Origin of the sequence: Streptomyces sp. MNU89 (assembly GCF_020982505.1) — a bacterium.
GTDB classification, from domain to species: Bacteria; Actinomycetota; Actinomycetes; order Streptomycetales; family Streptomycetaceae; genus Streptomyces; species Streptomyces xinghaiensis.
The window spans coordinates 6,401,089-6,424,409 of sequence record NZ_JAJKLL010000001.1 but is presented as its reverse complement, the minus strand read 5'-3'; the positions used below and the strand labels follow the sequence as shown (position 1 = coordinate 6,424,409).

The following is a 23,321-nucleotide window of genomic DNA, read 5'->3' as shown; positions in this document are numbered from 1 at the left end:
GGAGATGCCCGTGAAACCCGGAATCCACCCGCCCTACCGGCCCGTCGTCTTCCGCGACCGCGCGGCGGACTTCGCCTTCCTCACCCGGTCCACCCTGACCAGCGAGAAGACGGTCGCATGGGAGGACGGCAACACCTACCCCGTCATCGACGTCGAGGTCTCCTCGGCAAGCCACCCCTTCTACACCGGCACCGCGCGGGTGATGGACACCGCGGGCCGCGTCGAGCGCTTCGAACGCCGCTACGGCACCAAGTCCGCGCCGGAGAGCGACCGGTGACCGGCGCGCACGGCCCCCGGCTGCCGGTGGCGGTGGTCGCCGGTCTCCACTCCGACGCCCGCCGGCGCACCGTGGAGACGCTGCTGCGCGTCCCCGGCACCGTGGCGCTCCACCACGACCTCGCCGAGGCCGCGGACGGCACCGTGCTCCGTACCGTGCGCGACGCCGACGGCGTGCTGGAGACCGGCAGCACCCCGCTGGTGAACGACTGCGCCTGCTGCGCGCTGCGCGAGGACCTCGTGCCGGCACTGAACCTGCTGGCGGAGAGCGGCGAGCACCGGCTGGCCGTCGTGGAGCTGTGGGACTCGGTGGAACCGCAGGGGATGGCGGAAGTCCTGGCCGGGCACGCCGGTGAGGTGTTCGCCCTGACCGCCGTCGTCACCGCCGTCGACCCGGCCCTCGTCCTGCCCTACGCGGCCTGCGGCGACGACCTCGCCGAGGCCGGGCTGGCCGCCGCCCCCGGCGACCGGCGGACCGTCGCCGACGCCTTCGCCCGCCAGCTCGAATACCCTTCGCTGCTGGCCGTCTCGGAGGGCGAGGAGAAACCGGACGCGGCCGACGCCGAGTTGCTCCGGCAGCTCGCCCCCGCCGCCTGCCGGATCCCCCTCGGAACCGGCGAACTCGGCCGGGCGGTTCTCGCGGGGTTCGACGCCGGGGCCGCCGCGGCCCGGCAGCACCCGGCCTGTGCTCTGCTGCCCCAGGAGGCGGACGGGCACGGCGTCTCCACCCTCGTCTGGCAGCGGAGGCGGCCGTTCCATCCGGGCCGTCTCCACGCGGCCCTGGAGGATCTGACCTGCGCCGCGCTGCGCAGCCGGGGCCGGTTCTGGCTGGCGGACCGCCCGGACACCCTGCTCTCCTGGGACGCCGCGGGCGGCGCGCTCTGCGTGGAGGAGTCCGGGCCCTGGCTGGCCGCCCTGCCCGACGCCGCCTGGGAGCTGGTGCCGGCCGGCCGCCGGGTCGCCGCCGCGCTGGACTGGCATCCCGTGCACGGCGACCGGGCCCAGTGCCTCTCCTTCGTCTCCCTGGAGCTGGACCGCGAGGGACTGCTCTCCCTGCTGGAGTCCTGCCTGCTCACCGACGCGGAGTACGCAGCCGGCCCCGAGGGCTGGCGCAGCCTCCACCCGGCCTTCGACGACCTGCTGCGCCCGGTCCGCTGAACGCCCCGGGCGCCTCCGTCCCCGAACCGAAAGGACGTACCACCGTGCCGCACTCCGGCAGCCCCCGGAAGCAGTCCGGACGCGGGCGCCCCGCGCGCCCCAACCCGCTCGACGCCGCGGGGATCACCCACATCGACTACAAGGACACCGATCTGCTGCGGAGGTTCATCTCCGACCGCGGCAAGCTCCGCAGCCACCGGGTGACCCGGGTATCCCGTCAGCAGCAGCGTCTGCTGGCGCGGGCCGTGAAGAACGCCCGGGAGATGGCTCTGCTGCCCCACGGCTCCCGGTAACCGCGGCGCCTCCCCGGGCTGCCCTGCCCGGCGGCGGCACCCGGGTCTCTCAGCTCTCCGGCCATGCCGCGGCGAGCAGGCGGCGGGTGTCGGCCAGGAGCTGCGGCAGCACCTTGGTGTGGCCGACGACCGGCATGAAGTTGGTGTCCCCGCCCCAGCGGGGCACCACATGCTGGTGCAGATGCGCGGCGATGCCCGCGCCGGCGGCGACGCCCTGGTTCATGCCGATGTTGAAGCCGTGGGCCCCCGAGGCGGTGCGCAGCGCCGTCATGGCCTGCTTGGTGAGCGCGGCCAGCTCGGCCGTCTCGGCCTCCTCCAGCTCGGTGTAGTCGGCGATGTGCCGGAACGGTACGACCATCAGGTGGCCACCGTTGTACGGGTAGAGGTTGAGCACCGCGTAGACGTGATCGCCGCGCGTGATGATCAGTCCGTCCTCGTCGGACTTGGCCGGGATGGTGCAGAACGGGCAGCCCTCGGACCCGGGCCCGGTCGGCTTGTTCTCGCCCTGGATGTACGCCATCCGGTGGGGCGTCCACAGGCGCTGGAAGGCGTCCTGGGAACCGACTCCGATCTGCTGCTCCGGCTCACTCGTCATGACGGCCAGCATATTCGCCCGGCGCGGGCGGCAACGCGGCGAGGGGGTGGCTCCCGGCCGGGAACCACCCCCCTCTCCCGCCGCCCTGTGCGGGGCGGCGGTGCCGTGCGGCCGGAGGCTCTGACCTGGACGCTCAGACCTGGACGCGGCGGGCCACCGCGTCGGCGATCTCCCGCAGCGCCTCGTCCCGCGGGATGCCGTTCTTCTGCGTGCCGTCGCGGTAGCGGAAGGAGACCGCGCCGTTCGCCACGTCCTCGTCACCGGCGATGACCATGAAGGGGACCTTCTCGCGCTGGGCGTTGCGGATCTTCTTCTGCATCCGGTCCGAGGAGGCGTCCACCTGGAAGCGCAGCCCCCGCTTCTTCGCCTCCGCCGCGAAGTCCTGGAGGTACGGGACGTGCGCGTCGCCGATCGGGATGCCGACCGCCTGCACCGGCGCCAGCCAGGCCGGGAACGCGCCCGCGTAGTGCTCCAGCAGCACCGCGAAGAACCGCTCGATGGAGCCGAACAGCGCGCGGTGGATCATGACGGGGCGCTGCCGGGAGCCGTCGGCCGCGGTGTACTCCAGGTCGAAGCGCTCGGGCAGGTTGAAGTCGACCTGGATGGTCGACATCTGCCAGCTGCGGCCGATGGCGTCCCGGGTCTGCACCGAGATCTTCGGGCCGTAGAAGGCGGCGCCGCCCGGGTCCATGACGAGCTCAAGGCCCTGCTTCTGAGCGGCCCTGCGGAGCGTCTCGGTGGCCTCCTCCCAGTTCTCGTCGGAGCCGATGAACTTCTCCGGGTCCTTGGTCGACAGCTCCAGGTAGAAGTCCTCCAGGCCGTAGTCGCGCAGCAGGTTCAGGACGAAGGTGAGCAGGCTGTCCAGCTCGTCCGCCATCTGCTCCTTGGTGCAGTAGATGTGCGCGTCGTCCTGGGTGAAGCCGCGGGCCCGGGTCAGGCCGTGCACGACGCCCGACTTCTCGTAGCGGTAGACCGTGCCGAACTCGAAGAGCCGCAGGGGCAGTTCGCGGTACGAGCGGCCCCGCGCGTCGAAGATCAGATTGTGCATGGGGCAGTTCATGGGCTTGAGGTAGTAGTCCACGCCCTCGTCGAGCTGCATGGGCGGGTACATGCCGTCGGCGTACCAGTCCAGGTGGCCCGACTTCTCGAACAGCTTCCCCTTGGTGGCGTGCGGAGTGTAGACGAACTCGTAGTCCGCCTCCTCGTGCCGCTTGCGCGAGTAGTCCTCCATGACGCGGCGGATGATGCCGCCCCTGGGGTGGAAGACGGCGAGGCCGGAGCCGATGTCGTCCGGGATGGAGAAGAGGTCGAGCTCGGAGCCGAGCTTGCGGTGGTCGCGCTTGGCGGCCTCCTCCAGGAAGGTGAGGTGCGCCTTCAGCTCGTCCTTCGTCGGCCAGGCGGTGCCGTAGATGCGCTGGAGCATCGGGTTCTTCTCGCTGCCGCGCCAGTAGGCGGCGGCGTTCCGCATCAGCTTGAAGGCGGGGATGTTGCGGGTGGTCGGCAGGTGCGGACCGCGGCAGAGGTCCTTCCAGCACAGCTCGCCGGTCTTGGCGTCGAGGTTGTCGTAGATCGTCAGCTCGCCGGCGCCGACCTCGACGTCCGCGCCCTCGCCCGCGGTGGCGGAGGAGCCCTTGAGCCCGATCAGCTCCAGCTTGTACGGCTCGGAGGCGAGCTCCTCGCGTGCGCTCTCCTCGGTGACGACGCGCCGGGAGAAGCGCTGGCCGCGCTTGATGATCTCCTGCATCTTCTTCTCGACGGTCTTGAGGTCGTCGGGGGTGAAGGGGCGCTCGACGTCGAAGTCGTAGTAGAAGCCGTCCTTGACCGGCGGGCCGATGCCGAGCCGGGCCTCCGGGAAGAGTTCCTGCACGGCCTGGGCCATCACGTGCGCGGTGGAGTGGCGCAGGATGTTCAGGCCGTCCTCGGTGGCGATGCCGACCGGCTCGACCTCGTCGCCCTCGGCGAGTTCGTACGCGAGGTCCTTCAGCTCGCCGGCCACGCGGGCGGCGACGATCGAGCGGTCGCCGCCGAAGAGATCGGCCGCCGTGGTGCCCGTCGTCACCACGCGCTCTTCCCGCTCGGAATCGCGATGGATGATCACACGGACGTCTGACACCGGTCTCTCCTGACTGATGGGTTCGCGCCGCAGCGGACGCTGCGCATGCGAATCGTACCGAGCCGGACGGCCGCCCCGCGAAAGGCTTTGCAGCCGGCGGCACGGTCATACGGCACCGGCGGGGCGTGTACGGGAGACGGTCCGGAACGGCGGCCGCCCCGGACGGCGAAAAGGCCCTTCCCGCCGGGGAAGGGCCTGCCCGGCCCGCTGCTTGCCGGGCCTCGCCGTGCGTCAGGGGTGGTGGGCGATACTGGGTTCGAACCAGTGACCTCTTCGGTGTGAACGAAGCGCTCTCCCACTGAGCTAATCGCCCCTGGAGTGCCGGGGCTTCCCCCTGCGGCTCGGGCCCGACAATACAGGGCGCGGAGGAGTTCCTTCAAACGGCTTCGGCGAGCCGGGCCCGCAGGCCACGGCGCCCGCCCCGCATCATCAACCGGTGGTTGGCCCGGAACAGCGGGCGGCCGGGCACGGCCAGCACGCGCAACAGCCTGCGGCGCACGGTCACCTCCTGCTCGAAGAGCGCGTGGCTCCCGCCGCCGACGGCCGTCACCGTCCAGCGCGCCCAGCCCTCCAGGTCTCCGGCGAGGACGGTCTCCAGCACCCCGGCCCCCGGGTCGCGCCGGCTCTCCCGCGCGGTGACGACCAGGTCGTACGGGAGGACGGAGCGGAAGCGGGCACGTCCGGCGCCCGACGGGGTGCGCTCGGCCTCCCGGACCTGCGGCCACCACAGCGGGTACTCCTCGGGCCGCTCCAGCACCGCGTACACCGCCTCGGGCGGGGCGTCGAGCGTCCAGAGGCTGCGGAAACGGTAGTGGTGCGGGTCCATGGGGCCTCTCCTTCTCCTCCCGGCCTCCGGCTTCGCCCGCCGGCTCGACCGGAGGATTCCCCGGCCGGGTCCGCCCAAGCCGGCTGCCCGCGGCGGCGGGCCGCGGAAGGTGGTGTTCCGGGCAGGGGATCGCGGCTCACGGCGGCGTAGAGTGCGGCCACACCGGCGACGCTCCCCGCGCGAACGGCCCCGGGCCCTCTCCCGCTCCGGTCGGGGGCGGCCCGGAACCACGGCGCAGGAGTGGGCGGTCGCCGCCCGGAGAAGCCGGGTACGCCCCGGTGCGCACCGCCGGTCCGGGACGGTACTCACGTTCGACTGAGTAGGGGTACCCATGCCGGGGACCGCGGAGGGGGACAGACTCCCGCCCATGGAGAACGAGCCACCGCCCGCGCCCACGCACCAGGAGAACCCGGAAGCCGAACTGCGGGAGATCGACCGCGCCCTGGCCTGGATCGACGCCGAACGCGCCCGGCTGCTCACGCGCCGGTCCGAGCTGCTCGTACGGCTGTGGGGGCAGCAGTCCGCCGCGCTCCCCGTGGCTCGCGCGCACCGGGGCGCGCTTCCGCGCCCGGGTACGGCGGACCGGCGGGAGACGGGTGCGCCCGCCGTACGGAACGTGCTGCTGACCCTGGGCGGGATTCTGCTGGCCGTCGCCGTGATCGCCTTCACCGTCCTCAGCTGGGGACGCATGGGCATCGGCGGCCGTGCGGTGGTGCTCGGCGTCCTGACGGTCTGCGCGCTCGCGATCCCCCTGCCGCTGCTGCGGAAGGCGCTGGGGGCCACGGCGGAGGTGATCGCCTGCCTGGGGCTGCTCCTGCTGGTGCTGGACGCCTACGCCCTGCACCGGGTGGCCCTGCCGGGGGTCGACGGCACGGGGTACGCGGCGGTGGTGAGCGCGGTGCTGGCCGTGGTCTGGGCCGGGTACAGCCGACTGCTGTCCCGGCACGCACCGGCGCCCGGGGCTGTGGCGTCCGGGGCGGCGGGTGCCTCCCCGGTGACCGGCGGCGGAGGAGGTCGCGCGAAGGCTGCCGGAGACCCCGCGGGCGTCGCCGGCGGCGAAGCCGAAGCCGGTCGTGCGACGGGTGACGCGACGGGTGGCCCGGCCGACGGCGTGGCCGGTGGCGTTCCGTCCGGCGACGGGCGGTGGCCCCGTCTGGTGCCTGCCCTGGCCGTACTGCCGGCCCAACTGCCTCTGCTCCTCTGGTCGATCGCGGTGGAGGCCGGTGCCTTCGGTGCCGGGGCCGCGCTGCTCGCCACGGCCGCGCTCGACGCCGTGATCGCCCTGCGGTTCGTGCAGCCCGCGATCCGGCGTACCGCTGCGGTGCTGGGCACGCTCGCGGGTGCCGCCGGGCTGATACCGGCGGTCGGGATGTCGGTGACCGCTGGGGAGGTCGCGGAGGCGGCACGGGCGGCTCTGCTGCTGTGCGGCGCGGCCGTGGTCCTGTGGTCGGTCGCGGCCCGCCTCCCCGCGCCCGGTGCGACCGCCATCGCACCCGAGGTGGCTCCGGGCACCGTCCCGTCCGCGCCGAACCACAGCCCCGCGCCCTTCTCCCCCGCCGTCCGGGCGGGATCGCGCGCTCTCCTGTTCCCCGCCGTTCCGGCCGTGGTCGCCGGGCTGGCCGTCGTCACGGCGGCCGGGGGTCTGCTGCGCATGACCCTGCCCGCCGGGTTCGGTGTGGCGGGTCATCTGCTGTGCGCCGCGCTGCTGCCCTACGCGGTGGGCGCGGTCACGCACCGCGCGCCGGAGCGTGCGCCGGACCGGGGTACGGCCGTGGCGGCGGCCGTCGTCCATCTCCTCGCCCTGCTGTGGGTCCTGCCGGACACCGTTTCAGCCCTGCTGGGGCCGGCCGGCTGGGTGGACGCGGTATGGGAGGGCGCCCCGCGCGGGGCGCGCGCCGCCGTCGCGCCCGGGGCGGTCTGGGCGGGCGGCGCCCTTGTGCCCGTCGTCCTGGCGATGCTCGCCGTCTCCCTGTGCGCCGCGTCCCGGCTCCGCTCTTGGCGGCCGGGGGCGGCGACGAACTCGTGGCCCGGGCGCCGGGCCGTCCCTGCGGGTGCCCTCGTCCTCGCCGCCGCAGCGGCGGCGGTGCTGCCGGTGACCCTCGACCTTCCGTACCCGGTGGCGGTCCTGCTGCTCACCGCGCAGGCGGCGGTGCTGCTGGTGGCGGCCGGGACCTCGGGGTCCGTGGTGCTCTCGCGCACGGCGCTCACCTGCGCCGTGGCGGTGGCGGGCACGGCCACCGCCTGGAGCCTGGCCGAACGGCCGGTGACGCAGGGGGCGTTGGCGGCTCTGCTGGCGGCCTTCGCGGTGGCCGCCGTGACCTCCCCGGCGGACGACCGCGTACGGCAGCCCGTGACGGCGTGCGCGGCGGTCGCGAGCGCCGTCGGCCTGGTGGTGGCGGTGTGCGCGGGCGCCGGTCTCCCGGCACACCGCACGGCCTTCGCCGTCCTCGCCGCAGCGGCGGCCGTGGAACTGCTGGCGGCCCGGCTGCGGGAGCGCCCGGCCGGGCTGCCGCTGGAGATCGCGGGCGCGGCCACCGCGCTGCTCGCGGTGGCCCTCGCGGTCACGGGACCGCCGGTCGTCCTCTCCGCCGTGCTGGCCCTGGCCGGTGTGGTGGCAGCGGGCTGCGCGCTCCGCGCCGACCGCCGCCGCACAGCCGGTTACGCCGCCCCGGCACTGTTCGTCCTGGCTACCTGGGTGCGTCTCGGCGCCGCCGGGGTCGAGGAGCCGGAGGCATACACCCTTCCGGTGACCGTCCCGGCGCTCGTGGTGGGGCTGCTGCGGCGCCGCACGGACGCGACGGCCTCCTCCTGGGTGGCGTACGGCCCCGGGTTGTCGGTGACGCTGCTGCCGAGTCTGGCGGCGGTCTGGGCGGACAGCGGCTGGACACGTCCGCTGCTGCTGGGCCTCGCGGCACTGGCTCTGACCCTGCTCGGCGCCCGCGAGCGGCTGCAGGCGCCGCTGCTGCTGGGCGGCGGGGTGCTGGCCCTCGTCGCCCTGCACGAACTCGCCCCGTACCTAGCCCAGATGGCCGGCGCACTGCCGCGCTGGGTCCCGCCCGCGCTGGCGGGACTCCTGCTGCTCGGCGCCGGCGCGACGTACGAACAGCGCCTGCGCGACGCCCGCAGACTGCGCGAGCTGCTGGGCCGCATGCGCTGAACCGGGCCACGGCGTCAGGCATTTCGCGGCGGCGGCAACCGCACCGGCCGGGGCGTCTTCGTGGCGGCGGTCAGAAACGGCGCTTTCCCCTCACGCTGAGCACTCGCTCTTCCAACGGCCCTCGTGGTATCCGGGGCCACCATGGGCTGAGGGAGATTCCCTCAGGCTTCGGACCCGGCCGCCGCGACGCAGAACTCGTTGCCCTCCGGATCAGCCATGACCACGTGGTGCCCCTCGAACTCCTCCAGGACGGTCCCGCCCGCCGCCACCAGCCGTTCGGATTCCGCCCTGATCCGCGCCCACCGCTCCTCCGCGGTGCCGTGTCCCGGCACCCGGATGTCGATATGGAGCCGGTTCTTCGCCCGCTTCGGTTCCGGGACCTTGAGGACGGAGAGCCGGGGGCCGATGCCCTCGGGATCGCAGAGCCACGCCAGGTCGTCCACCGAGTCGTCCTCCGGCAGGCCGAAACTGGCGTGCCACTCCGCCCGGGTTCGGAAGGGAGCGGGCGGCGGCACATCGACATAGCCCAGCGCCGTTCTCCAGAAGTCGCCGAGGAGCTTCGCGTCCGCGCAGTCGAGGGTCAGAGTGATCCTGTTCGCCATGGCCGGACCGTACTGCGCGCCTCTGACAGTCGCGGCTGAGTCACATCGACCGGGAGCCGGCTCACCCGCCGGGCCGGGCGAACGGGCGGGCCCGCAGCGGATGGTTCCGCTGCGGGCCCTCTCCTGGGTGGGTGGGTCAACTGATCTCCGTGTGGGGGTAGTGGGTCAGTTGGGCGCGTGGATGCGGTCGGACGAGTTGACCGCATAGTCCCGCGTGGCGCCCCGGAGGTACATCTGGTCGCCGCTGTTGCCGGAGAAGTACTGCTTGATGGAGCCTTCGAACGGCGAGGTCGAGACGTTGCGTCCGTACACGTCCGTGTAGACGGTGGTCGGGCCGCTGTTGCTGAGCCTGAGCGTGCCCGGCCGGAACTCGCGCAGCGTTCCCTTGAACGGGGACTCCACGTCGTCCCACTGCACCCGCCGGCCGGTCTGCTCGGTGGTCCGACGGACCTGGTCGCAGTACTGGCCGCGGATGTTCTCGTAGCAGAGGTCGACCTGGCGGGCGAGGTTGTTCGGCTTGCCGGCGTCGAAGTACCGGCTCGGGTTGAGGACGCAGAACAGCGGGCCGATGTTGAAGTTCACGCCCGCGCCCTGCACCGTCACGTCCGAGAACCAGAACTCGTGCAGGTCGTTGGTGTCGAACGGAATGTAGGAGTTGGTGATGGGCTCGTAGTGCGTCTTGCCTTCCCGGATCGCCTGGACGCAGCTCGCGTCACCGGCCGGCGCGGACGGCGTTGCGGTCGAGGATCTCCCGCAGCCGGTCCACGTCACCGGGCCCGTCGGCCCCGCGCTTGGGGAGCATCGCGACCCCCATGGCGCTCCGGTCCCGGCTCAGCGCCACGAAGAGGTTCGCCGTCTCCACATACCGGGGGTAGAGCTCCCAGCCCAGCCGTGAATCCCCGTTCGCCACGACGACGCGCACGCCGTCGTCGCTCACCATGGCGCGGCACTCCCCCTGGGCCCGGGCGAAGCGGGACACCATCCGGACTTGGACGCGCCTGGCGATCAGGAAGGCCGGGCCGCCCGCCAGCGCGCCCGCGAGCGTCGGAATCGCGGCCGAGCCGTAGGGATAAGGGGTGTCCAGGGCGAGGTACAGGGCCACCACCGCGGCATAGATCAGGGCGAACAGTGCCCCGATCATTAGCAGATGCCTGCGACGGTTGAGGCGCCGCCGGGCCCGCAGAGCCTCCCCGATGTCCTTGGCGGTGGGGCTGAAAACCAGCTCGACCGACTGCGCCACGTCCTGTTTCCCGGCCACGGGCCCTCCCCCATCGAATGTTCCACCGGATCCTAGGCCAACACCCTCCGCGACCTGCGCCGACCCCACCCGGTCCGCACAGCTGAGGGGGTGGGACCGCCGCGGAGGTACGGCACCACCCGCCGGCCGGAGCCCTCGCCGTCCGGCGGCGGTGGAGGATGCCCAATCCCCTTGTCCCGGCCACCCCCGCCCGGCGGTCCGCCGGGCGCACGACCCGGTGGACCGGCCGCCCGGCGGGGCGGTGGCGGTCAGGCCGTCCGCCCCACCGCCCCGGTCAGGGCGAAGAACTCCTGCCGCGAGCGGGCATCTTCGCGGAGCAGGCCGTGCAGGGCCGAGGTGACCGTACGGACGCCCTGGGCCTGCACACCGCGCAGTGACATGCACAGATGCTCCGCCTCGATGACGATGCCGACACCCTTGGGCGCCAGGTTCCCGGTCAGCCAGTCGGCGACCTGTTTGGTCAGCCGCTCCTGCACCTGCAGGTCGCGCGCGAACAACTCCACCACGCGGGCGAGTTTGGAGAGACCGAGGATGCGCTCGCCCGGCAGGTAGCCGACGTGGGCGACACCGCGGAACGGCAGCAGGTGGTGTTCGCACAGGGAGGTGACGGGGATGTGCTTGGCGAGGACCAGTTCGTCGTAGCCCTCGTCGTTGGGAAACGTCGTCAGGTCGAACGCTCGCGGGCTGAGCAGTTCGGCATACGTATCGGCGACGCGCCGGGGTGTGTCGGCCAGGTGTTCGCCGAAAGGGTCCCGGCCCAGCGCGGTCAGCAGGTCGGCCACGGCGCGCTCGGCGGCCGCCGAGTCCACGCCTCCCCGTCCGTGCACCACGCGGAGGCGGTGCGCAGGACACGCGGCCGGGGCCGCCGGGGCGGACTCCGAGGGGGGATCCGCCCGGGCTGTGACAGCCGGCCGGTTCACGCGGAACCGTCCCGGCTGCCCGGGGCCGCGTAGCGGTCGGCGAGCCGGGCGAGCGCCACCGCACCGGCGAGCAGCCCGACATCGCGCAGCGCCACGTCGTAGTACCCGCTGTAGGTCAGCAGACTGACGATGATGGCGGCCAGCCAGCCGGCGACCAGCCACCCCCCGAATCGGGGCGCGAGCGCGACGACGATGCCGGCCACCACTTCGATGACGCCGACGGCGTACATGGCCTGCTGCGCGGTGCCCGGGACGACGTCGTCGATCCACGGGGCGAGGTAGCCGGGCCACTCGGCGAGCAGGTTCGCGAACTTGTCCAGGCCGAACAGGATCGGGGCCACGGTGAACGCCAGACGCAGCAGCAGGAATGCCTGGTGGCCGGGGTCTTCGGCGGCCGCACGCCAGGACGTGCCGGACTGCGGGGAGCGGGTTGCTGACATGGCAACTCCTTCTATTGATGACTGATGTTGACGATAGAACTCCCCTCCCTCTTACGTCAATCCCGTTTGCTTTTACAATGAACCCGTGGACCACGAATCCCGACCCCGGAGCCCCGGCGCCGCCGAGGACGCAGCCGACAACACGAAGGAAGCCAGAACGGCGGACATCTCCGCCGTCGCGGCGCTGGACGAACCCACGCGCAGGCGGCTGTACGACCTGGTGTGCGGCCGGGACGACGCCGTCGGCCGCGACGAGGCGGCCGAGGCGCTCGGACTGGCGCGGCAGACGGCCGCCTTCCATCTGGACAAGCTGGCGGAGGAGAACCTTCTCGACGTCGTCTACGAACGGCGCAGCGGGCGCACCGGACCGGGCGCCGGACGGCCGGCGAAGCTCTACCGGCGCTCGGAGCAGCAGATCACCGTCACCCTGCCGGAGCGCCGCTACGACCTCGCCGGGCATCTGCTCGCGCAGGCACTGGAGGAGTCCGAGGCCACCGGGGAGCCGGCGCGTACCGTGCTGCACCGCAAGGCCCGGGAACTGGGCGGGCAACTCGGCGAGAAGGCAGCGGAGAACGGCACGTCCGTGGGCGGCCTGCTGGGAAAGTACGGCTTCGAGCCGCGCGGCGACGGAGAGGCGATCGTCCTCGCCAACTGCCCGTTCCACTCACTGGCCCGCGAGCACACCGACACCGTCTGCGGCATGAACCTGCACCTGCTGCGTGGCGTCCTCGACGGCCTGCCCGGCACGGGCTACCGGGCCAGGCTCGCACCGACCCCGGGTCACTGCTGCGTCCGGCTGGAGCCGGACGCGGAGGCCCGGCCGAAGCCGTAGCCGGCGTCCCGCGGGCTCCCTGCCGGAAACCCGGATGCCGGTGTCGGTGTCGGTGTCGGAGTGACTGTTCCCGATCGTGGCGACGACCTCGGACAAACGGCGAACAGGGGCCGGATCACGTCGGCTCACGAGGACCGGATCACACGGCAGAGCCCGCATAATCGGTGGCCCGGAGGCGGCGGGCGGCGGCACTCTTGCCGTCCATGGACAGACCCGAAAGACCCCGGTACGAGATCCGCGCCCGCCACACGGACACGACCGTCACCGTCTACCAGGCCTACGATCCGCGCATCGGGCTCCCCGCGGCGCGCGAGGGACGCTTCCCGGCGGCCTGGAAACGGGACCGGATGACGTGGATCAAGCCGTCGTTCCTGTGGATGATGTACCGCTGCGGCTGGGGCACCAAGGAGGGGCAGCGGACGGTCCTCGCCGTCGAGATCCGCCGCGAGGGCTTCGAGTGGGCGCTGCGCCACTCCTGCCTCTCCCACTACAAACCCGGTGTCCACCCGGACCACGACTCCTGGCGGCGCGAGCTGCGCCACGCGCCGGCCCGGGTGCAGTGGGATCCCGAACGCGATCTGCGGCTGCGGCCCTTGGAGCACCGTTCGCTGCAACTCGGCCTCGCGGGCGAGGCGACGCGCCGGTACGCGGACGCGTGGACGGTGTCCATCACCGACGTCACCGCGCTCGCCCGGCGCGTTCACGGCCTGGTGCGGGACGGCGATCTCGACGCCGCGGCGCGGGAACTCCCTACGGAAACCGTGTACGACGTCGGCGAGGAACTCCTCGCCCATCTGCGTCCCGGGCCACGCGCCACGGCGCCGGACCAGGGTCGAGCGGAGGGTTGAGCGGTCGGCCCCGGCATGAACAGGCTTGGGGCTCACGCTGGCTGAGCGCGCTTCAAATCTGCCGTCCCGCCGTGACGGTGGAGCACGGCACGGCACCGGCGGGCGGGGAGAGGGCTCCTGTACCCGGCCGTTCCCGGCGCCGCCGGGTGTCACTGTCGGTGCCCGGTCCTAAGGTGAAGCCCATTGATCGCCCGGCTCGCGGAGCGCGGGTGGAATCCACGCGTGTGCCCCCAGGGGTGAAGTGTGCGCTGTGGCGGGGTGGAACGGATCGGAGCAGGCCGGAGCAGGTCCGGCCGGCTCCAGGGGAGGGGCGGACATGCGGCGCTGGGAGTTCGAGGACGGCAAGGCGGCCAAGTTCTGGGAGGCCGGTTCGGCCGGGGCGGTGGTCACCGTCCGGTACGGGCGGATCGGTTCGCAGGGCCGTACACAGGAGAAGGACTGCGGCTCCGCCGAGGGCGCGGAGGCGTATCTGGCGAAGGTGATCGGGGAGAAGGAGCGCAAGGGGTACGTGGCCGTGGATGGCCCGGGCACTCCCGGCGGCCCGGCCTCCGGCGCGTCGGTGGGTGCCTCCGGCGCGACCGGCACGGCAAGTGCCCCCGCCCGCGCCGGGCAGGCCGCCCCGGAAGCCCCGGAAGCCCAAGAGGCACAGGAAGCCCCGGACGAGGACACCTTCGTCATGCCCGCCACCTGGCGGCGCCAGGTGCGGCCGCGCCGCGGCGGGCTGCGCCGGTCCGTGGCCGCGCCGGCGAAGGACGCGGTGGAGCTGTGGCACAGCCGGCTCCGTTCGGGCGAGCAGGCGATCCAGAAGGCACTCGCAGCCGAGGGCCGCGACGAGCGGATGGCGGCCGCGGCGCGGGCCCATCTCGCCGGTGAGGCCGATCCGCTGGGCGCCGCGGTGCTCGCGGTGATCACCGAGAGCTGGCAGCGGCGGTACGAACCCGTGGTGGACGCCTGGGTGCTGCTGCACGGTCTGCCGTTCGCCGCGCGCGCCGTCGTGGAGCTGTTCGACGTGGAGGTCAGGGTCGCGTACAACCAGCGGCACATCCGGACCGCGGACTCCCTCGGGGCGCTTCCCGAGGGCGCGCACCAGTACCTGAGCCATATGCGCCGGCCGGCTGCCGACCGGGTCCGGGCGCTGCTCGCGGTCGCCGGCGAGGACACCCACCGCGAGGCCGTCGCCGCCGTCGCCGCGGTCCGGGGGGAAACGAGCGGGACACGGCGTCGGATCGTCGCCGCCTACCTGGTGCCGGGTGAGACCGGCTGGGTGGACGCGTGCTGCGCCGATCCGGGGCCGAGCGGGACAGAGGACCATTCGATCCGCTCCCTGCTCTTCGAGTCGCTGTACGCGCCGGAGCAGCTCCACGGGCTGGCGGCCGGACCCGGTGTCAACCCGGTGGACGGCACCCTGGCCACCGTCGCCACCCTCGCCGAGGGCACCGGCACGGCCGTGGCCGGTCTCATCGACGCCTATCTGGCCAACAGTTACGTCTCGGCCGATGCGATGAAGGCGATGGCCGGCGCGCTCGTGGAGCTGCCGACCGACGAGGCGTTCGGGATGCTGCTGGCCCGCGTCGAGGACAAGCATGTCCGGACCGCGCTGCTGGAGGCCACGCGGCGGTATCCGGTGCGTGCCGCGCGGATGCTGGCGGAGGCGGCTGCCGGGGCCGGGCGGGAGTCCGGTACGGCCCGGCAGATCCTGGCCGCGCACGTGGCTGTGCACCGGGAACTGCTGGAGCCCCGGCTGGGCGGCTTCTCCCCGGAGGTGGCGGAGACGGTGGCGGGGCTCCTGGACCCGGCGGGCCGGGTTGCGGACGCCCCCGCCGAGGCGCTGCCCGCGCTGCTGGTGAGCCCGCCGTGGACCCGCAAGCGCGTGGTGAGGAAGCCGAGGACGGTCACCGGCCTGTCGGCCGACACACCGGCGCGGGTGGTGTGGCTGCCGGGCGAGCGGGAGGAGTGGGCGGCCACCGAGTCCTCGAGCCGGGAGTGGTACCGGCGGTTCCGGCTGGAGAAGGACGTGGCCAGACTCCGCGAGGGCGGCGGCACAGTGCGCCATCACACCGTCAACCTGTTCGCCGAGGGCCCCGAGGATCTCGTCCGCCCCCTGCTGGCCGACTGGCAGCCGGACACCCTCTGGGACGCCGACGAGGCGATGAAGCCGGTCGCCGCCCGCTTCGGCACGGAGGCCCTGCCGGGGCTGCGCCGGACGGCGGCCCGGCACCCGGCCACGGTCGGCGCCATCCTGCTGCCGTACCTGGACGTGGAAGTCGCCCGGCTGATGGCCGACTGGTCCATGCGGCTCAAGTCGGCCGCCGGCACGGCCCGTTCGTGGTTCGAGCGGCACGGGGCCGCCCCGGCGTCCCTGCTGGTGCCGGATGCGGTGGGCGCCGCGGGTCCCGCCCGGCGCAGGGCCGAGCACGCCCTGCGGCTGATCGCCGCCCGGCACGGCGCCGGCGCGGTGCGCGAGGCCGCCGCCGGCTACGGGGGCGAGGCCGCGGCAGCCGTCGAGGAGCTGCTGTCGGCCGACCCGCTGGAGAACGCCCTGCCCGCTCGGATGCCGCACGTGGACGCCTGGGCCGAGCCCGCGCTGCTGCCACAGGTGCTGCTCCGCGGCGACAGGGGTGCGCTGCCGTCGGCGTCGGTCCGGCATCTGCTCACCATGCTGGCGATCTCCAAGCCGGGTCAGGTCTACCCGGGCGTCGGCATCATCCGGGAAACCTGTGACCCCGGCTCGCTCGCCCACTTCGCCTGGGCGCTGTTCGAGCAGTGGCGGCTGGCCGGGATGCCGGCGAAGGACAGCTGGGCGCTGCACGCGCTGGGGCTGCTCGGCGACGACGACACGGTGCGTGCGCTCTCCCCGGTCCTGCGGGCCTGGCCGGGCCAGGGGGCGCACCACCGGGCCGTGGAGGGGCTGGACGTGCTGGCCGCCATCGGCAGCGATGTGGCCCTGATGCACCTGCACGGCATCTCGCAGCGGGTGAAGTTCAAGGCCCTGAAGGTGCGGGCCAAGGAGAAGATCGCGGAGGTGGCCGCCGGGCTCGGGCTCTCGGGTGAGCAGCTCGCCGACCGGCTGGTGCCGGACTTCGGGCTCGGCGCGAACGGCTCGGCGGTCGTGGACTACGGCCCGCGCCGCTTCACCGTCGGCTTCGACGAGCAGCTGCGTCCGTATGTGCTCGACGAGGACGGCAAGCGGCGCAAGGATCTCCCCAAACCGGGGGCGCGGGACGACGCGGAGCTGGCGCCGCTGGAGCGGAAGCGGTTCCTGGCGCTGAAGAAGGACGTGCGGACGGTCGCCTCCGACCAGGTGCGCCGGTTCGAGAGCGCCATGGTCGAGGGGCGGGTGTGGACCGCCGCCGAGTTCCGCGAGCTGTTCGTGGCGCATCCGCTGCTGGGACACCTGGTGCGGCGGCTGGTGTGGCTGTGCGAGACGGGCGGCGGCGCGGAGGCCGGCGGAGCCGGGGCGGGTGCCTCCGGCGCGGGTACCTCCGCCACTGGCTCCGGTGGCACCGGCTCCGGTGGCGCGGATTCCGGTGGCGGGGCGCGGGGGAAGCGGTCCGTGACGGCGTTCCGGGTCGCGGAGGACCGCACGTTCGCCGACGCCGGGGACGAGGAGTTCACGCTTCCCGGGGACGCCACCGTGCGGCTGGCCCATCCGCTGCACCTCGGCACCGAACTCCCCGTGTGGTCCGAGCTGTTCGCGGACTACGAGATCCTGCAGCCCTTCCCCCAGCTCGGCCGCCCCGTGCACCGGCTGACCGAGCAGGAGGCCGCCGGCGGCCGGCTCGGGCGCTTCGAGGGCATCACCGTGGACACGCGCAAACTGCTCGGCCTGGAGCGGCGCGGCTGGCAGCGCGGCGAGCCGCAGGACGCCGGGGTGGAGTGCTGGATCTCCCGGCGGGTCGCCGAGAAGCGCTGGGTGATCCTCAACCCGAGCGACGGGATCGCCGTCGGCGCCATCGACGTCTTCCCCGAGCAGAAGGTGGAGGCGGTGTGGCTGCACAACCGGCCGGGTGACTGGTCCCCGCCGCACCAGGGCATCGAGCTGGCCTTCGCGGACATCGACCCCGTGATCCTCTCCGAAGTGATCGCCGACCTGGCGGAGCTGACCGCCGCATGAGCACCCACGAGACCCTCCCCCGCGCGAGCGCGCCGGAGAACGGCCGACCCGGTGACGGGGAGTCGTGGCAGCGGCCCCCGGCCGAGGTCCGGTACGCCGGGGAGCTGGCCGCCCTGCGCGCCGCGGACGACGCGCCGCGCCCGCCGGGCTGGCGGCTCAGCCTGCGCGCCGCGCGCCGCTTCATCACCGGTGACGAGGAGGCAGGCGTCACCCGGAAGTTCGTCGGCAACCCGTCCCTGGTCGAACGGGCTCTGGTCACCCTCGCCACCAGCCGCGGGCTGATGCTGGTCGGCGAGCCGGGCACGGCCAAGTCGCTGCTGTCGGAGCTGATCGCGGCGGCCGTCAGCGGCACCTCCACCCTCACCGTGCAGGGCGGCGCGGCCACCACAGAGGACCAGATCAAGTACGGCTGGAACTACGCCCTGCTGGTGTCCGAGGGCCCGTCGAAGCGCTCCCTGGTGCCGGCGCCGATGCTGCGCGGCATGGCCGAGGGCCGGATCGTGCGGTTCGAGGAGATCACCCGCTGCCCGCTGGAGGTGCAGGACTCGCTGCTGTCGCTGCTGTCCGAACGGGTCGTGGCCATACCGGAGCTGGACGGCCCGGACGGCATGGTCTTCGCCCGGCAGGGGTTCAACGTCATCGCCACCGCCAACACCCGCGACCGCGGGGTCAACGAGATGAGCGCCGCTCTCAAGCGCCGCTTCACCTTCGAGACGGTGTTCCCGATCCCCGACCTCGACACCGAACTGGCGCTGGTGGAGGCCGAGACCACCGCCCTGCTCCGCCGCTCCGGCGTCACGGCTCCCCCGGAGCGGGACGTCCTGGAGGTGCTCGTCACCACCTTCCGCGAACTGCGGTCCGGGGCGGGCGGCGAGGGCGCGCGGGCCGCCCGCCCGGACGCCGTGATGAGCACCGCCGAGGCGGTCGCGGTGGCCCACGCGGTCGGCGTCCGCGGCTGGTTCCTGCGCGGGGAGCCGGGCGGCGCCGCGGACGTGGTGTCCTGCCTGGCCGGCACGGCCGCCAAGGACAGCCCGGAGGATCTGGCCCGGCTGCGCCGCTATCTGGAGCAGCGGGTGAAGGGCCGGTCCGGCGCGCAGTGGAAGGCGCTGTACCGGGCACGCCATCTGCTGGACGGCTGACGGGAGCACGTTCATGACAGCGACAGCGGCGAACAGGTCCGCGGAAGCGGACGCGGGCCGCGACGCCGGCACGGGGGCGGGCGGGACGGGGCCGTGGCCGGTACGGATGCCCGTCCTCGTCCTCGTTCTCGTCCCGACGGGGACGTCGCCTTCATCGGGGTACGCCACCACTCCCCCGCCTGTGCCGGGCTGGTGGCCCGTGCCGTCCGTGCGCTGCGGCCCGCGTACGTCCTGGTGGAGGGCCCGGCCGACATGAACGGCCGGCTGGACGAGCTGCTGCTCGGGCACGAACTGCCCGTGGCGGTGTTCAGCCACTACCGGGACGAGCAGCGGGCGGCCACGTCCTGGGCACCCCTGTGCGACTACTCGCCGGAGTGGGTGGCGCTCACCGAGGGCCGGGCGGCGGGAGCCGAGGTCCTGTTCATCGACCTGCCGGCCTGGCACCCGGCGTTCGCCGAGCGCGTCAACCGTTTCGCGGACGCGGAGGCCCGGTACACCGAGGCCACCACCCGGCTCTGCGAACGGTTCGCGGCCGACTCCGTGGACGCGCTCTGGGACCGGCTGTTCGAGGTCGCGGACCACACGGACACGGCCGGGCCCGCCGGCGCGGACAGACGGGGCTCCACGGAGGCGCAGGCCGGGGCCGCGGAGGCGGCGGTCGGCACAGCAGAGGCGGCGGCCGCGGCCGGCGCGGCCCGCTTCGGCGCATTGTCGGAGATGGCCGAGCGCCTGGACGCCTACTTCGCCGTCGTCCGCGGTGACGCGGAGGCCGACGAGGGCGACCGGGCCCGCGAGGCGTATATGGCGTCCTGGGTCCGGGCGGCCGCCGAGCGGGCCGACGGCCGGCCGGTGCTGGTGGTGACCGGCGGCTTCCACCAGCCCGCCCTCCGTGCCCTCACCGGCTTCGGCCGGGACGGACAACCGCAGCCCACCGGCGACGCCGGGCCCGGAACCGGGTTCGCCGGGCCCGGAGTTGAGACCGGTGCCGGTCCCGGCACCCGGCCCCGCGCCGCGTGGCCCCGGGTGCCGGAGCCGCCGGCCGGGGCTCTGGCGGGCAGCTTCCTCGTCCCGTACTCCTTCAAGCAGTTGGACGCCTTCGCCGGATACCAGTCCGGCATGCCCTCGCCCGGCTACTACCAGCGGCTGTGGGAGGCGGGCCCCCGGGCCGCCGCCGACACCCTGCTGCGGGAGGTCGCCGGCCGGCTCCGGGAACGGCGCCATCCGGTCTCCACGGCCGCGCTGATCGCCGCCCGCGCCCAGGCCGAGGGGCTGTCCCTGCTGCGCGGCCATCCGGTCCCCGCCCGGGTCGACGTGCTCGACGGGCTGGCCGGGGCCCTGGTCGCCGACGCCCTCGACCAGCCCCTCCCGTGGACCGCGCGCGGCACGCTCGCGCCGGGGAGCCATCCGGCGATCGTGGAGATGGTCGCGGTCTGCTGCGGTGACCGGACCGGCCGGCTCCACCCCGGCTCCCATGACGTGGCCGCCGAACTGGAGCGCCTCGGTCTCGACGGCGAGCAGCCGGCCGTCCTGGACCTGACGACCCCGCGCGGGCTGGAACGGAGCCGCGCGCTGCACCGGTTGCGCGTACTCGGTATCCCCGGTCACGAGCGGAGATCCGGACCGCGGCACGGGACGGAGGCGGTCTTCTCCGAGCGATGGGAGCGGGTGCCGGCACCCGGCCGGGAGGCGGCACTGGTGGAGGCCGGCGCGTACGGGGCCCGGCTCGCGGACGCCGCCGCGACGGCGCTGACCGAGCGCGCCCGCCGGAAGGGCCGGGACGCGGGCGGACTCGCGCGCACGCTGTTCGACGCCGTGCTGTGCGGAGTCGGTCCGCTGGCCGAGGAGTTGCTGACGGTGCTGGCCGGCCGGGTGCGGGAACTCCCCGAGCCGGGCGCGCTCGGCGAGGTGCTGGCGACCTCTCTCGGTCTGTGGCGCCACGACCGGGTGTACGGCGTGGCGCGCGGCCCGCTTCTCGCGGAGGTCGTGGACGGGGCGGCCGTCCGCCTGCTGTGGCTGCTGGAGGGGGTGCACGGCCCGTCGTCCGGCGTGGACACGGGGAGGCTCGCGGCGGTCGCGGCGCTGCGGGACGCACTGCTCCACGCCCCGCGCCCGCTGTCGCTGGACCGTGAGACGGCAGCCGGCGCGGCCCACCGCGTCGCGGCCGACCGGCGGGCCCCGGCCGATCTGCGCGGCGCGGCCTTCGGCCTGGCCCGCGCCCTGGGCAGGGAGAGCCAACCGGCGGCGGCGATGGCCGAGTTCGGCCCCGACGTGCTGGGCGACTGGCTGGCCGGGCTGTTCGCCGTCTCCCGCGACGACATCGGCGATCTGGTCGGAGTGCTGGACCGGACGGTGGGCGGGATGAGCGAGAGCGCCTTCCTCGCCGCGCTGCCCGCCCTCCGCCAGGCGTTCGCGTTCTTCCCGCCCCGGGAGCGGGAGCGGATCGCCGGCCGGCTGCTGGAACTGCGCGGTGTGCGCGGTTCGGCCCGCGCCCTGCTGCGCACGGGTGGCGACCCGATGGCGCTGGCCGCCGCACGGGCGCTGGAGGACCGGGTCAGCACCCTGCTGACCCGGTACGGGCTCGGCGCACCGCCCCGGCCGGAGCCGGGAACGGAACCGGTGCCGGGAGCGGGAACGGAAGGACCGCCGCCGTCAGCAGCCGGTGGCGAGGCCGGGGGCCGACCCGGGCCCGCAGACGGGACCGGAACCGTGCACGGACCCTGCCACGGGACCGGCGGGAAAACCCAGGTCCGGACTGCCCACGGCACGGAGGACGACCTGAAGGGAATCGACCGGTGACCGCACCCGACCCCGCCCTGGAGCGGTGGCGACTGATCCTCGGTTCACCCGCCGAGCGCTGCGCCGGACCGCTCGGCGCGGAGGCCGCCGCCCGCGACGCCGCCCTCGACTGGCTGTACGGCCGCGACCCGGAGCTGGCCCGGCGCGGCATCCGCCGGCCCTCCCCGGCCGTCCGCGAGGGCGGCGACGGGCCCAGCGCCGTCACGGCCGTCGACTGGCTGGACGATGTGCACCGTCTCTTCCCCCGGGAGACGATCGAGCGGTTGGAGCGGGACGCCGTCGAGCGCTACGGCATCGAGGAGATCGTCACCGACCCGGCCGTGCTGGAGCGGGTCGAGCCGAGCCCGGCCCTCCTCCGCGCCGTCCTGCGCACCAAGCACCTGATGAACCCGGCCGTACTCGGGGCGGCCCGGCGCATCGTGGAGAAGGTCGTACGGCAGCTGATGGACCGTCTCCGTCCGGAGGTGCACCGCGCTTTCACCGGCAGCCGCGACCGCCGTCCCTCCCGGCTGGCCGTCGCCCGCGACTTCGACTTCAGGACGACGGTCCGCACCAACCTCGCCCACTACCAGCCCGAGCACAAGCGGCTGATCATCGAGCGTCCCTCCTTCCACTCCCGCACCCGCCGCCGGCTCCAGCGGTGGCAACTCATCCTGCTGGTGGACCAGTCGGGTTCGATGGCCGGATCGGTCATCCACTCCGCCGTGACCGCCGCCTGCCTGTGGAATCTGCCCGGTCTCAAGACCCATCTCGTCGCCTTCGACACCTCGGTCGTGGACCTGACCGCCGATGTGCCGGACCCCGTGGAGCTGCTGATGCGCGTCCAGCTCGGCGGCGGCACCGACATCGCGCGGGCCGTGGACTACGGCGCCGGTCTCGTCGACAACCCCCGCCGCTGCGTCTTCGCCGTCATCAGCGACTTCTACGAGGGCGGCGACCCGTACCGGCTGATCCACACGGTGCGGCAACTCGTCCAGCAGGGCACGACGGTGCTCGGCCTGGCCGCCCTGGACGAGGAGGCCAACCCCTCCTACGACCGGGAGCTGGCGGGCCGCCTCGCCCGGGAGGGCGCCCACATGGGCGCCATGACGCCCGGGCAGCTGGCCGAGTTCGTGGCGGAGCGGCTGGTCCGGTGACGGCGGCGGAGGCGACGGCGCCCACGGCAGTCGTGCGAGCCGAGACGGAAGAGACGGGAAAAGCGGCATGGATACGGACCCGCCCGCGGACGCGGCGGAAGCGAGGACGGCGATGACGGCACCGAGTGGGAGGCCCCGTGCCGACCTGCTGGCGCTCACCCACGACACCCTTGCCGCCCTCACCAACCGCGGTCTGGTCAAGCGCGCGAGCAAGGACATCGACGCCGGCCGCGCCCCGGTCCTGACGGTCTCGGAGGACGGCCGGGTGCGGGCCGACTACGCCGGTGCCGCGGTGGCGGAACTCCCGCCGGGCGCGGGCCTGGACAACGGCTCCTGCGGGTGCGGGGCCACGGGTGTGTGCCGTCATCTCATCGGCCTGGTCCTCGCCTACCAGCGGACCGCTTCCGCGCACGGCACGACAGGCACACCCGCCGTACCCGTCGCGCCCGCAGCACCCGCCACGACAACCGCCCCCATCACCCCGGCCCCACCGGGCGGCGTGACTCCATCCGCCACCGGCTCGGCCACGACCGTTCGCCCCCGGGCGGCCATGCCGACGGCGGAACCGCCACGACCGCCCCGGCTCCCCGCGCCACCGGCCCCGCGCCCGCTCCGGACGGCGCACCTCCACCCACCCTGCCGACCCCTCCCACCCCGCCGAACCCACCGGCCGGCTGGTCACCGGGCGCTTTCGACGACGAGACGCTGACGGCGGCCGTCGGCGCCCGTGCCGTCACCGCCGCCCGCCGCACGGCCCGCCGCGGCTACACCGCACGGGTCCACCGCACGGTTCCCGCCCTGCCGAACCCGTGGCCCCG

19 protein-coding genes and 1 tRNA gene are annotated in these 23,321 nt (G+C 74.1%); 11 read left to right on the top strand and 9 right to left on the bottom strand.

Going from position 1 to position 23,321, the window contains the following annotated elements; all coding sequences use genetic code 11:
* Positions 1–10 precede the first annotated feature (10 nt).
* The 3 genes from E4N63_RS27540 to rpsR are packed head-to-tail and all read left to right on the top strand — an operon-like array spanning position 11 to position 1,727.
* Positions 11–277, top strand: coding sequence for a type B 50S ribosomal protein L31 (locus E4N63_RS27540; RefSeq protein ID WP_125623839.1), 267 nt, complete (start codon positions 11–13; stop codon positions 275–277).
* Positions 274–1,434: a GTP-binding protein gene (locus E4N63_RS27535; protein ID WP_230241934.1), complete on the top strand. Its 1,161-nt coding sequence runs from the start codon at positions 274–276 to the stop codon at positions 1,432–1,434. The genes E4N63_RS27540 and E4N63_RS27535 overlap by 4 nt, the downstream gene beginning before the upstream one ends.
* 44 nt (positions 1,435–1,478) lie before the next feature.
* Complete coding sequence (rpsR, locus tag E4N63_RS27530; protein ID WP_125623840.1) at positions 1,479–1,727, top strand: 30S ribosomal protein S18; 249 nt, start codon at positions 1,479–1,481, stop codon at positions 1,725–1,727.
* A gap of 49 nt (positions 1,728–1,776) precedes the next feature.
* Here the strand turns inward: rpsR and E4N63_RS27525 are convergent, their stop codons facing one another.
* The 4 genes from E4N63_RS27525 to E4N63_RS27510 form a co-directional block, all read right to left on the bottom strand.
* A complete protein-coding gene (locus E4N63_RS27525; protein WP_125623841.1) occupies positions 1,777–2,334 on the bottom strand; it encodes an HIT domain-containing protein in 558 nt (185 codons plus the stop codon).
* Between the two features lie 121 nt (positions 2,335–2,455).
* On the bottom strand, positions 2,456–4,435 hold the full coding sequence (gene thrS / locus E4N63_RS27520) for a threonine--tRNA ligase (protein ID WP_230241931.1): 1,980 nt from the start codon (positions 4,433–4,435) through the stop codon (positions 2,456–2,458).
* A 238-nt stretch (positions 4,436–4,673) separates the two neighbouring features.
* Positions 4,674–4,748: transfer RNA gene (locus E4N63_RS27515), tRNA-Val, on the bottom strand.
* A gap of 63 nt (positions 4,749–4,811) precedes the next feature.
* Positions 4,812–5,261: an SRPBCC family protein gene (locus tag E4N63_RS27510; RefSeq protein WP_125623843.1), complete on the bottom strand. Its 450-nt coding sequence runs from the start codon at positions 5,259–5,261 to the stop codon at positions 4,812–4,814.
* 367 nt (positions 5,262–5,628) lie between these two features.
* Between E4N63_RS27510 and E4N63_RS27505 the strand changes: the two genes are divergently transcribed.
* The gene (locus E4N63_RS27505; protein WP_230241929.1) at positions 5,629–8,418 is read left to right on the top strand and encodes an SCO7613 C-terminal domain-containing membrane protein; all 2,790 of its coding nucleotides are present in this window, start codon (positions 5,629–5,631) and stop codon (positions 8,416–8,418) included.
* Positions 8,419–8,579: 161 nt separating this feature from the next.
* Here the strand turns inward: E4N63_RS27505 and E4N63_RS27500 are convergent, their stop codons facing one another.
* From E4N63_RS27500 to E4N63_RS27480, 5 genes are all read right to left on the bottom strand, one after another.
* A complete protein-coding gene (locus E4N63_RS27500) occupies positions 8,580–9,020 on the bottom strand; it encodes a VOC family protein (RefSeq protein ID WP_125623845.1) in 441 nt (146 codons plus the stop codon).
* Positions 9,021–9,185: 165 nt separating this feature from the next.
* Positions 9,186–9,791: a hypothetical protein gene (locus tag E4N63_RS27495; protein ID WP_230241928.1), complete on the bottom strand. Its 606-nt coding sequence runs from the start codon at positions 9,789–9,791 to the stop codon at positions 9,186–9,188.
* Positions 9,733–10,278, bottom strand: a complete 546-nt coding sequence (locus E4N63_RS27490; protein ID WP_230241927.1) for a YcxB family protein — start codon at positions 10,276–10,278, stop codon at positions 9,733–9,735. Before E4N63_RS27490 ends, E4N63_RS27495 begins: the two co-directional genes overlap by 59 nt.
* Before the next feature lie 248 nt (positions 10,279–10,526).
* Positions 10,527–11,108 (bottom strand): GTP cyclohydrolase I FolE, encoded by a 582-nt coding sequence (folE, locus tag E4N63_RS27485; RefSeq protein WP_228429688.1) that lies wholly within the window; start codon positions 11,106–11,108, stop codon positions 10,527–10,529.
* An 86-nt stretch (positions 11,109–11,194) separates the two neighbouring features.
* On the bottom strand, positions 11,195–11,638 hold the full coding sequence (locus E4N63_RS27480; protein WP_125623849.1) for a DoxX family membrane protein: 444 nt from the start codon (positions 11,636–11,638) through the stop codon (positions 11,195–11,197).
* Positions 11,639–11,804: 166 nt separating this feature from the next.
* Here E4N63_RS27480 and E4N63_RS27475 point away from each other — a divergent pair, with 166 nt between their 5' ends.
* From E4N63_RS27475 to E4N63_RS27445, 7 genes are all read left to right on the top strand, one after another.
* Entirely contained in the window at positions 11,805–12,470 is a 666-nt protein-coding gene (locus E4N63_RS27475) for a helix-turn-helix transcriptional regulator (RefSeq protein WP_374112896.1), read from the top strand.
* Between the two features lie 203 nt (positions 12,471–12,673).
* A complete protein-coding gene (locus E4N63_RS27470; protein WP_230241925.1) occupies positions 12,674–13,318 on the top strand; it encodes a DUF4291 domain-containing protein in 645 nt (214 codons plus the stop codon).
* A 316-nt stretch (positions 13,319–13,634) separates the two neighbouring features.
* Entirely contained in the window at positions 13,635–17,432 is a 3,798-nt protein-coding gene (locus E4N63_RS27465) for a WGR and DUF4132 domain-containing protein (protein ID WP_230241924.1), read from the top strand.
* Positions 17,429–18,571, top strand: coding sequence for an AAA family ATPase (locus E4N63_RS27460; protein ID WP_230241923.1), 1,143 nt, complete (start codon positions 17,429–17,431; stop codon positions 18,569–18,571). Before E4N63_RS27465 ends, E4N63_RS27460 begins: the two co-directional genes overlap by 4 nt.
* Positions 18,572–18,664: 93 nt before the next feature.
* The gene (locus E4N63_RS27455) at positions 18,665–21,367 is read left to right on the top strand and encodes a DUF5682 family protein (protein WP_230241922.1); all 2,703 of its coding nucleotides are present in this window, start codon (positions 18,665–18,667) and stop codon (positions 21,365–21,367) included.
* The gene (locus tag E4N63_RS27450; protein WP_125623853.1) at positions 21,364–22,503 is read left to right on the top strand and encodes a VWA domain-containing protein; all 1,140 of its coding nucleotides are present in this window, start codon (positions 21,364–21,366) and stop codon (positions 22,501–22,503) included. Before E4N63_RS27455 ends, E4N63_RS27450 begins: the two co-directional genes overlap by 4 nt.
* A 112-nt stretch (positions 22,504–22,615) precedes the next feature.
* Positions 22,616–23,212, top strand: coding sequence for a hypothetical protein (locus E4N63_RS27445; protein WP_230241920.1), 597 nt, complete (start codon positions 22,616–22,618; stop codon positions 23,210–23,212).
* The last annotated feature ends 109 nt before the right edge of the window (positions 23,213–23,321 follow it).